The sequence below is a fragment of the Nocardia takedensis NBRC 100417 genome (genome assembly GCF_000308695.1).
Taxonomy (GTDB): domain Bacteria; phylum Actinomycetota; class Actinomycetes; order Mycobacteriales; family Mycobacteriaceae; genus Nocardia; species Nocardia takedensis.
In genome coordinates, this window is the sequence record NZ_BAGG01000074.1 from 1 (window position 1) to 9,634 (window position 9,634).

The window sequence follows — 9,634 nt, forward strand, 5'->3', positions numbered from 1 at the left end:
GATAGAAGCGCAGATAGGCCCGTTGCAGTTCGCGCGCGTCGAGATCCTCGTCGAGGAAGACGTAGGTGCTGGCCAGCAGTCCGCGCACGTGCGAGACGCCGTAGGCCGACATCGTCAGCGAGCCGAGGCTGCCCGGCTTCGCGCCCTCCAGGAAATCGGCGACCTCCGCCGCGTGCCGGTGCCCGACCGGCGCGTAGGGGGCGATCGCGCCGTTGCGGAACGGGTGCAGATCCGGCACCCGCAGATGCAGGCCGCCGCCGCTGGACCCGCTCTTGCCGTCCACCAGCACGGTCCGCAGATGCAGGCCGAGACCGAGGGTCAGCGGAGCCAGACCGAGGGTGATCGCGGTGGCGTAGCAGCCCGGCATCGAGATCAGCGCCGCACCGGAGAGCGCGTCGCCGATCAGTTCCGGTACGCCGTAGACGAAACGGTCGGCCAACTCGGCCGCCCGCCCGGCCGAGGGATACCAGCGGGTGTGGCGCACCGCGTCGCGGATGCGGAACGCGCCGCTCAGGTCGATGACACAGGTCACCCGATCGGCCAGTCGCGCCGCCAGTTCCGCCGAAGCCGGTGCGGGCGTGGCCAGGAAGACCACGTCGCACCGTTCGGCGACGACCTCGGGATCGACCGCCTGCACCGTCAACCCGAGATCCAGCCGGAGCCCCGGGTGCAGCGCCGAAGGACGACGCCCGATGCTGGACGCGCCGCCGAGGAAGGTCAGCTCCGCCTCGGGATGCTGGGCGACCAGCCGGATCAGCTCGCCGCCGGAAAGACCGGAGGCGCCGACGATTCCGACGCGGATCATACGAGCACCTCCTGCAGGTGGCCCAACACCGCGGCGGGGATGTCGAGGTCGGTGGTCTCGGCGACCCCGCGCCAGGCGGGCGCGTGGTTGACCTCGTTGACCAGGTAGCCCGCGGCGGTGTCGAACAGGTCGATCCCGTAGATGCCGGGGCCGAGCCGGTCGACCACGGCGTCCACGATCTTGCGCACCTCCGGGGTCTGTGCCAGCGACCGACTGCGGTTGCCCAACGCGGCGTTGCTGCGCCAATCCCCGCCCGCGCCGCGGAATTCGGCCGTCACCACGATCTGGCGGCCGACCACAAGGCAGCGGATCGAGCGCCCGCCCGCGAGGAACGGTTCGGCCAGATACGCCTGCTCGAAGCCGTGCCCCAGATCCTCGATGTGGTCGTACACCGAATTCGCCAGGTCGCGGTCGCGGATCAGCGTGACGCGCTTGCCCATGCCGCCGTAGACCGGTTTGACCACCACCGGCATGCCGAGGTCGTCCAGGGCGGCGGCGAAATCAGCGCGCGAGAGCACCAGCCGGAAATCCGGCACCGGCACACCCGCCTCGCGCAGCACCGCGCGCAACACCAACTTGTTCTCGCAGGCGTGGATCGCGGCGGCGGAATTGTGCACCCGCACCCCGCCCGCCTCGGCCAAGGCGGCCAGCAGGCCGCCACGGGTGTAACTGCGGCTGCGGATCAGCAGCGCGTCGAAGTCGGCCACCGACGGCGCGTCGACCGCGCCCAGGCACAGCGATTCGTCGTTGACCCAGTCCACGCGCAGGCCCAGGTGCGACGCGCGCTCGATCAGCGCGCGCTCCTCCCAGCCGACGCGGTCGGCGACGATCCCGATTCTCGTGGTCACGGTCACTGTCCCCAGTCGCGCAGCTGGACCTCGACCATGGTCAGGCTCAGCGTGCCGTCGGCGATCCCGTCCACGCGCAGCGTGAGCAGGCATTCCGGGCAGGACAGGGTTTCGCCCTCGACGACCGGCGGCACGGTCAGGTCGGTCTCGCACTCGGGGCAGATTCCGGAGAAGGCGGCGGTGGTGGTCATTTGATCAGCTCCAGATCGGTAGGCGTGGCATCGGTACTCGCGGACGGATGTCCGGAGCGGAAGTCCAGGGCGGCGCGCACGACGGCGTCGCGGTCCAGCAGCGGCGCGCCGTCGCGGCGCTGCCGCTCGAGCAGCCAGGCGGTGAAGGCGTCCAGGTCGACCGAGCCCGCCGCGTCGCCGAGCGCCCAGCGCAACAGCGCCGGACCGAAGCGGGTCCGCACCCGCAGCGCGCGGTCGTTGCCGATCAGCTCCGGCGCGATGGTCTCGTAGGCGGCGGGATGGGTCAGCTGCCCGGGCAGTTCGTAGGCGAAGGCGTGCGCGGCGGTCGGCCCCGACTGGAACGCCTCGCCCAGATCGGAAGCGGCCAGCATGCGCCGCGACAGCTCGGTCAGATGGGACAGGTCGAATCGGGTGTCGCCGTAAGCGACCCGCAGCGTGGTCAGGATCTCGGCCAGCGGCGCGTTGCCGCCGCGCTCGCCGATCCCGCCGACCGTCGCCGAGATCCACGTCGCGCCCGCCCGCACCGCGGCGAAGGAGTTCGCGACCGCCATGCCGAGCATGTTGTGCGAATGGATCTCGATCTCGGCGCCGTCGATCGCGGTCAGATCGGCGATCACCTCCTGCATCCGCCACGGTGTGAGCGAGGCGACCGTCTCGGCGAGACGGAAACGGTCCGCGCCCGCCGCGAAACCCGCCGTGACGTAGGGCACCAGCCGTTCGGGCGGGGTCCGCGCACCGTCCTCGCCGCTGAAGGTGACGTGCAGGCCGCGCAGTTTGGCCTCGGTGATCGCGAAACGCGCCAGCGCGTGCAGGAACTGCGCGCTCGGCGAGGCCAGCTTCAGCCGCGCGTGCTCCTCGGAGGTGGGGATCGAGTACATGATGTGGCGGACACCGAGACGCACGACCTCGTCCAACGCGGCCGTGACCTGGCGACGGTCGCGGACCATCACCAAGGTCATGCTGCGTTCCGGGCCGATCGCGTCGTGGGTGGCGGTGACCAGATCGGCGTCCCTGGCCCCCGGTCCCGACACCATCCCGACCTCGACCAACTCGATCCCGGTGCGCACCAACAGCTTCGCGATGGCCGCGGTGTCGGCGGGCGTCAGTTCGACGCCCGCCATGTGCGCGGAGTCGCGCAGGGTGGCGTCGGACAGGTGCAACTCACCCGTGTGCTGTGCGATTGCCATTGCTTCCTCCCCGGCCCGTGGGCCCGGATCGTTCGTCGGACGTCGTCCGGAATCGCTCTCGACGGCGGTTCCGACGTCGGTCGAATAATCGCCGAACTGGAATATCGGCACGGTGGATATCGTGGCTTCCGACCACGTCAGGAAACAACACGGAATATGTCAGAAGTACGTGAACTACCGTGAGTCACTGTCACGGAACATCGCCGTCACGTGCGGCTGGATGAATGTTCCCGCAGGAGCTTTCGCGTGCCGGTAACGGCCGATAGCGTTCCTCGGTGTCCCTTCCGCACAACGGTGGGAGAAATTCGGAACAGGCCGAACACCGCCGTTCCGTATATTCAGGAACAATTCTTGACCCGACGGACGAGGCTCGAGATGACCAATTCACCAGTAGTAGCGGCCGACGCCGTGGCGACGCCGCCCGCCCCCTGCTCGGACGCCTCGGCGGCCCGCGCCCTCGGCGCGCGCGTCGCGCGCCCCACGGCCGCCCGCCGCGATCACGACCGGCGGTGGAGTCCGCACCTGTTCGCCGAACTCGCGGCGGCCGAACCCGGCGTTCTCGGCGCGCTGGTCCCGCGCGGACTCGGCGGCGCGGGCCTGTCCGCCGCCGCGACCTTCGACCTGCTCGCCGGTCTCGGCGAAGGGGCGCGCGACCCCGGTTTCGCCCTCATGGTCGGCGTGCAGGCGGTGCTGTCCACGGCGCCGCTGCGCGCCTTCGGCACCGCCGACCAGCAGGCCCGATACCTGCCCGGGATGGTGCGCGGCGACCGGATCGGCGCGGTGTCGCTGCGCCAGACCCAAGGGGCCGCCCTGGCCCCGACGATCTCCGCCCGCCGGGCCGAAACCCCCACGGGCGGTTGGGTGCTCACCGGCGAACTCGACCTGGTGGCGGGCGCGCCGGTGGCCCACCACTTCCTGATCGTGGCCGAACACGACGACGGCGCGCGCACCGCCTTCCTCGTCGACGGGGCCGCCCCGGGACTGCTGGTCGTCTCGACCGAACCGGTCGCGATGCCGACCTGCCCGTGGGGGCGGCTCGTCCTGGGCCGCGTCCACGTCCCGGACACGGCGGTCCTCGGCGCGGTCGGCGGCGCGCCCACCGGAACCGAACCACTGCTGGCCGCCCTGGACTGGGTGTTCACCAGCGCGCCGTGGCTCGGCGTCCTGCGCGCGCTGACCGACGACGCGCGCACGGCGCTGCGCGAGCGCCGCGTGTTCGGCCGCCCGCTGGCCCACGACCAGTCGGCCCGGTTCACCCTGGCCGACCTCGCCGCGCGCGTCGAATTGACCCACGGACTGCTGCGCCGCGCCGCGCGCCGCTTCGACACCGGCGGCGGACCCGCCCGCCAGGACGCCGCCGCCGCGCGCCTGTTCACGGCCGCGGCGGCCCGCACGGTGGTCGACGGCGCGGCCCGCCTCGTCGGCCCCGACGATCCGGCGGGCGATCACCTCGTCGAACGCGCGCACCGCGACGCCCGGTTCTTCGCCGAAACCGGCGGCGGCGCGGCGGTACTGCGCGCGGTGATCGCCTCCCACCACCTCGACCTCGGCTGAGCGGAGCACATCATGACCACCAACGGCGCCCACCCCGCCTTCGACTTCCACAGCATCGCCGCGCGCGCCGCCGACACCGACGCCGACGGTCGCATCCCCGAACAGAATTGGCGCGAGTTGCGCGAGAGCGGCTACCTGCGCCTGTTCCACCCGCGCGAGATCGGCGGACTCGGCGCGGACGCCGCCACCCAGGCCGCCGCGCTGGAAGCCCTCGCCACCGCCTGCCCCGGCACCTACTGGGCCGCTACCGTCTCCACGCTGCTGTGCGGCAAACTCGTCTGGACCCACGGCGACCGCACCGCGCACGGCGGGTTGCTGCGAAGCCTGCTGTCGGGGGAGAAACTGGCCGCCTTCGCCGTCGTGGAACGCACCGCGGGCAGCGACGCGAGCACCTTCCGCACCACGGTCCGCCCCGCCGGACCCGACGCCGGATTCCGCATCCACGGCGAGAAGTCCCGGATCACCAACGCTCCCGTCGCCGACGTCGCCGTGGTGCTGGCCCGCAGGCAGAAGCCGCCGGGCGACACCGGCCACGACTGGTGCCTGGCCTTCGTCGACCTGGACCAGCCCGGCGTGCGCCGCTACGAGATCGCGCACATGGGTCTGCGCGGAATGCCCTGGGGCGGCATCGTGTTCACCGACGCCCACGTCGCGCCCGAGAACGTGATCCCGGTCCCGTTCGAGGAACTCGCCGAAGGGATGGCGTGGGGCTGGCTGAAGAACTCCTACGCGGCCATCGGCGTCGCGCAGGCCGCGCTCGCCGCCTCGGCGCGGCACGCCGGACAGCGGGTGTCCTTCGGTAGGCCGCTGGCCCACATGGAAGGCGTGCAGGCCCAGATCGCCGATTCGGTCGCCCAGATCGAGGCCGCCCGCGTCCTCGCCCGACGGGTCCTCGACGAACGGGTCGCGGGCCGCTCCGCGCGCGACCTCATCGCCATGCTCAAGATCTACGCCACCGAGATGGGCGTGGAGGTCGCGGCCCGCGCGGTGCAGATCCACGGCGCGGGCGGCGTCACCACCGGCCACCCCGTCGAACGCCTCTACCGCGACGCCCAGATGAACGTCATCGGCGGCTTCACCTCCAACCGCCTACGCGAACAAGTAGCCGAAGGCCTCGGCCTCGGCCCCGCCGTCTACACCCCCTTCGACTGGCTCACCCCCACCGGCCTCACCCACAACCCCCCGGGCCTCGACGGCCCGGTCCCGGCGCTCGCGGATCAGAGGGTGTCGGAGTAGTCGGAGACGGTGTGGTCGCGTTTGTCGGCGGCGGGGGCGGGGACGGTGGCGCCGTCGACCGGGCGCGGGGCCTCGATCTCGGAGGCGTCGTCGTCGTGCAGGGCGGCTTGGGCCTCGCGCTTGGCGCGGCGGCGGTCGTTGATGCGGGCGAACTGGACGGCGAACTCGAACAGCACTGTCAGCGCGAGGGCCAGCGCCAGCATGGAGAACGGGTCCTGCGGGGTGACGACCGCCGCGAACACGAACAGGCCGAAGACGATACCGCGTCGCCACGCCTTGAGGCGGACGTAGGTGAGCACGCCGATCAGGTTGAGTCCGATCACGATCAGCGGGGTCTCGAAACTGACGCCGAAGATGATCAGCAACTGGATGATGAATCCGAAGTACTGCGAACCGCTCAACGCCGTGATCTGCACGTTGTCGCCGATGGTCAGCAGGAAGTCCAACGCGTGGGCGACCACGACGTAGGCCAGCACCGCACCCGAGGCGAACAGCACCGACCCGGTGGTGACGAACCCGACGGCGTAGCGGCGCTCCTTGGCGTACAGACCGGGGGTGATGAACGCCCACAACTGGTACAGCCAGATCGGCGCGGCCAGCACCACGCCCGCGGTGAAACCGACCTTCAAGCGCAGCATGAACTGCTCGAACGGGGCGGTCGCCAGCAGACGGCAGGCGCCGTCGGAGGTCAGCGCCGCACGCGCCTCGGGCGGCAGCGAACAGTACGGCCCGGTGAGCAGGTCACCGAGACTGGTCAGACCGAAGAACGAATGCGAATACCACAGGAAGCCGAGCACGGAGGTCAGCAGGATCGCGGCCAGCGATTTGAGCAGCCGGCCGCGCAGTTCGTGCAGGTGCTCGACCAACGACATGGTGCCGTCGGGATTCGTCCTGCGCCTGCTGCGGCGAGGGTCGAACGGGATTCGCATAGGTCAGTGTGGCCCTTGAATTGAGCGAGCAGTGAGCGAGCAGTGAGCGAGCAGTGAGCGAACGTTGAACTAGCACGAAAGACAGCGAGCGGCGGCGACCCCGACCGGTGTCGACGGTGCGCCGAACAGCACTGATCGGGGTGAGCCGACCTCACCCCGATGGAAACGGCCCGATCAGGCCGACTTCTGCTCCGCCTGCGGCTGGGCCGTGGTGGAATTCGTGGACTGCCCCTTCGACAGTTCGGGGGTGACCGGCTGCGCGGGGGCGGCGCTCGCGGGCGTCTCCTCCTTCTGCATCTGGTTGACCTCGCTCTTGAAGATCCGCAGCGACCGTCCGAGACCACGCGCGGCATCGGGCAGACGCTTGGCACCGAAGAGCACCACGAACAGCAACGCGATGATCAGCAGGTGCGTCCAGCTGAACGTGCCTGACATCTATACCTCCCAAGACTGTGGTGTCCCCGATGCTACCGGACACCGTCCAACGGATCGCCCCGGTCAGCCCACGTTCGTCGGGAGTTCAGGCGCTCACCGTGCCGCCGCCGCCCGCAATTCGGCCAGCAGTTCGGGTCCGGTCCAGGTCCGACGGTCCCCGCGTTCGGCCGCCGCGACCAATTCGATCAGTCGCCGGTTCACCGGGGTGGACATGCCGACGATCTCCCCCAACCCCACGATTTCGCCGCACAACCAGGCGATCTCGGTCCGGCGACCCAGCGCGAGATCGTCGGCCATCGATGAGCGCGCCATCGGGTCGATCGCCAGCACCGACCCCGCCACGCGGCGGAAGATCCCGTCGGGCACGGTCAGCAGTGTGGTCATCGCCGACGGCGGCAGCGGGGTGAGCCGCGCGGGTCGGATGCGCGCCCGCTTCATCGCGGCCAGCGCCTCGGACTGGGTCAATGCCAGGCAGCGGCGGTAGTCCCGGTCGGCGAGTTCCTCGCGCAACGGTCGACCGGACAGCGCGTTGATCGGATTGTTCAGGTTCAGCAGCAGTTTCGCCCACTGCACGGGCAGCAGGTCCGGGTAGCGGCGCAACCCGAGGCCCGCGCGCTCGAACAGCGCGGCGGTAGTGGTCAGCGCCGGATCGTCCTGCACCGCGATCTCGCCGTCGGTGCCGCGATGGAACCGCCCGCCGGGATGGTGCACGACGTTGAACATCACCATGCCCGGCAGCACCGCGCAGGTCGGCAGGATCTCCCGGATGACCGCGTCGTTGCCGATGCCGTTCTGCAAGCTCAGCACCGGCGTCCCCGGCCGCGGCAGGCCCGCGACCGGGCGCACGGCGTCGGCGGTGGCCGCGGATTTCACCGTGACCAGCACCAGGTCGGCGGTCTCCAGGTCACGCGGCTCGGTGTCGGTGACGAAACGATCCGGGGGCACGGTGACCGCCAGACCGTCCAGATCGGTCAGCCGCAGCCCCGACTCGGTGATCTCGTCCAGCACCCGCGGGCGGCCGACGAAGGTGACCCGCGCGCCCGCCGCGGCCAGCAGGCCGCCCACGAACACACCGATCGACCCCGCGCCCAGTACGACCACGTTCATGGGATGACGAACCCGGCCTCCGCGTAGGCCGCCAACGCCGCGTCCGAGCGCTCGCGCACCGCCGCCACCAGTTCCGGCGGCCCCAGCGCGGTGACCCCGGACCCGAAGCCGAGCAGCAGGCGCGCCATCCAGTCCAGGGTGGCGTAGCGCATGGTCGCCTCGAAGCTGCCGTCGGCGGCCACCGCGAGGCGGTTCATCGGGTACTGGTCGAGCACCCAGCCGTGATCGGCCCGGATCCGCAGGTGCGCCAGCGGCACGGCCGGGTCCTCCTGGAACAGGTCGAGGCCGGCCGCCTCGGCGGTCGCGTGCACCGGCGGGCGGGCGGATTCGTCCAGTTCGGTGGCGTCCTCGATCCGGTCGAAACGGAACAGTCGCGTGCCCTCGGCCTGCCGGCACCACGCCTGCACGTAGCTGTTGTTGTCCACCAGCACGATCCTGATCGGGTCGACGACCCGTTCGGACACCTCGTCGCGGCTGGCCGAGTAGTAGACGATGCGCAGAGCGTGCCGTCGGGCCAAGGCGGAACGCACGGTGGTCACCGCGGGCGCTTCGGCGGGGACGGAGTCGACCACCGGCGCGAAGGACTCTGCGACGACCGGCGCGCCCGCGATGGCCGTCTCGATCTTGACGATCGCGGCGTCGGCGGCGCTCGGGTCGACCATGCCGGGCATCTCCGCGATCGAGCGCAGCGCCACCAGCAGCGCGGTCGCCTCGGTGGAGGTCAGCCGCAGCGGCCGGTCGATCCCCGCCGAGAAGGTGACCTCGATGCTCTCCTCGGAGAAGGACAGATCGATCAGATCGCCCGGCCCGTACCCGGGCAGTCCGCACATCCACAACTGGTTGAGATCACTCATCAACTGCTTGGTGGTGACGCCCAGGTCCGCGGCCGCCTCGGCGGCGCTGATCCCGGGGTGGGCGATCAGGTACGGGATCATGTTCAGCAGTCGCGACAGGCGCACCGACAGTCTGCTGGGGCTCACAGCGTGACCTCCGTCCGGTCGCGCACCGACCGCAACCGCCCGATCACGTCGGCGCGCAACTCCTCCGGTTCCAGGACCAGCGCGTCCGCGCCGAGTCCGGTGATGAGTCGGGCCACCCAGTCCCACGAGCGCACCGGCACCTCGAGCACCGCGCCGCCGCGCTCGCCGACCGCGCGCTGCCCGACCGAGCGTCCGATGCGGCGCAGTTCGCGGCCGCGACCGTCGGCCACCCACACCGTCGCCGTGCCGCTGACCGGCGCGCTGCTGGTCACCCGGGCGACGATGGCGCGCAGGTCGACGTCCTCGGGTTTGCGCACGGCGTTGACCGGCCCGTAGGCGGTGATATCGGCGCCGATGCGCGA

Annotated in this window: 11 protein-coding genes; 2 read left to right on the top strand and 9 right to left on the bottom strand. The window is 71.1% G+C overall.

What is annotated here, in order from left to right; all coding sequences use genetic code 11:
• From ON30_RS15695 to ON30_RS15710, 4 genes are all read right to left on the bottom strand, one after another.
• Positions 1–805: N-acetyl-gamma-glutamyl-phosphate reductase (locus tag ON30_RS15695; RefSeq protein ID WP_040707929.1), on the bottom strand; the 805-nt coding region annotated here is incomplete at its 3' end.
• Entirely contained in the window at positions 802–1,653 is an 852-nt protein-coding gene (locus ON30_RS15700) for an ATP-grasp domain-containing protein (RefSeq protein WP_040707947.1), read from the bottom strand. The genes ON30_RS15700 and ON30_RS15695, both read right to left, overlap by 4 nt.
• Positions 1,654–1,655: 2 nt before the next feature.
• Complete coding sequence (locus tag ON30_RS15705; RefSeq protein ID WP_040707931.1) at positions 1,656–1,844, bottom strand: lysine biosynthesis protein LysW; 189 nt, start codon at positions 1,842–1,844, stop codon at positions 1,656–1,658.
• Positions 1,841–3,031, bottom strand: a complete 1,191-nt coding sequence (locus ON30_RS15710) for a hydroxymethylglutaryl-CoA lyase-like TIM-barrel protein (RefSeq protein ID WP_083911433.1) — start codon at positions 3,029–3,031, stop codon at positions 1,841–1,843. Before ON30_RS15710 ends, ON30_RS15705 begins: the two co-directional genes overlap by 4 nt.
• Positions 3,032–3,406: 375 nt before the next feature.
• Here ON30_RS15710 and ON30_RS15715 point away from each other — a divergent pair, with 375 nt between their 5' ends.
• Together ON30_RS15715 and ON30_RS15720 are read left to right on the top strand one after the other, a co-directional pair.
• A complete protein-coding gene (locus tag ON30_RS15715) occupies positions 3,407–4,585 on the top strand; it encodes an acyl-CoA dehydrogenase family protein (RefSeq protein ID WP_083911432.1) in 1,179 nt (392 codons plus the stop codon).
• Between the two features lie 12 nt (positions 4,586–4,597).
• On the top strand, positions 4,598–5,821 hold the full coding sequence (locus ON30_RS15720; protein WP_040707935.1) for an acyl-CoA dehydrogenase family protein: 1,224 nt from the start codon (positions 4,598–4,600) through the stop codon (positions 5,819–5,821).
• Here the strand turns inward: ON30_RS15720 and tatC are convergent.
• From tatC to ON30_RS15745, 5 genes are all read right to left on the bottom strand, one after another.
• Complete coding sequence (gene tatC / locus ON30_RS15725) at positions 5,803–6,750, bottom strand: twin-arginine translocase subunit TatC (protein WP_040707937.1); 948 nt, start codon at positions 6,748–6,750, stop codon at positions 5,803–5,805. The genes ON30_RS15720 and tatC overlap by 19 nt on opposite strands.
• 174 nt (positions 6,751–6,924) lie before the next feature.
• Positions 6,925–7,185, bottom strand: a complete 261-nt coding sequence (tatA, locus tag ON30_RS15730) for a Sec-independent protein translocase subunit TatA (RefSeq protein WP_040707939.1) — start codon at positions 7,183–7,185, stop codon at positions 6,925–6,927.
• A 93-nt stretch (positions 7,186–7,278) separates the two neighbouring features.
• Positions 7,279–8,292: a 2-dehydropantoate 2-reductase gene (locus ON30_RS15735; protein ID WP_040707941.1), complete on the bottom strand. Its 1,014-nt coding sequence runs from the start codon at positions 8,290–8,292 to the stop codon at positions 7,279–7,281.
• Positions 8,289–9,227 (bottom strand): helix-turn-helix transcriptional regulator, encoded by a 939-nt coding sequence (locus ON30_RS15740; RefSeq protein WP_051029406.1) that lies wholly within the window; start codon positions 9,225–9,227, stop codon positions 8,289–8,291. The genes ON30_RS15735 and ON30_RS15740 overlap by 4 nt, the downstream gene beginning before the upstream one ends.
• 41 nt (positions 9,228–9,268) lie before the next feature.
• Positions 9,269–9,634: WYL domain-containing protein (locus ON30_RS15745; RefSeq protein WP_040707945.1), on the bottom strand; the 366-nt coding region annotated here is incomplete at its 5' end.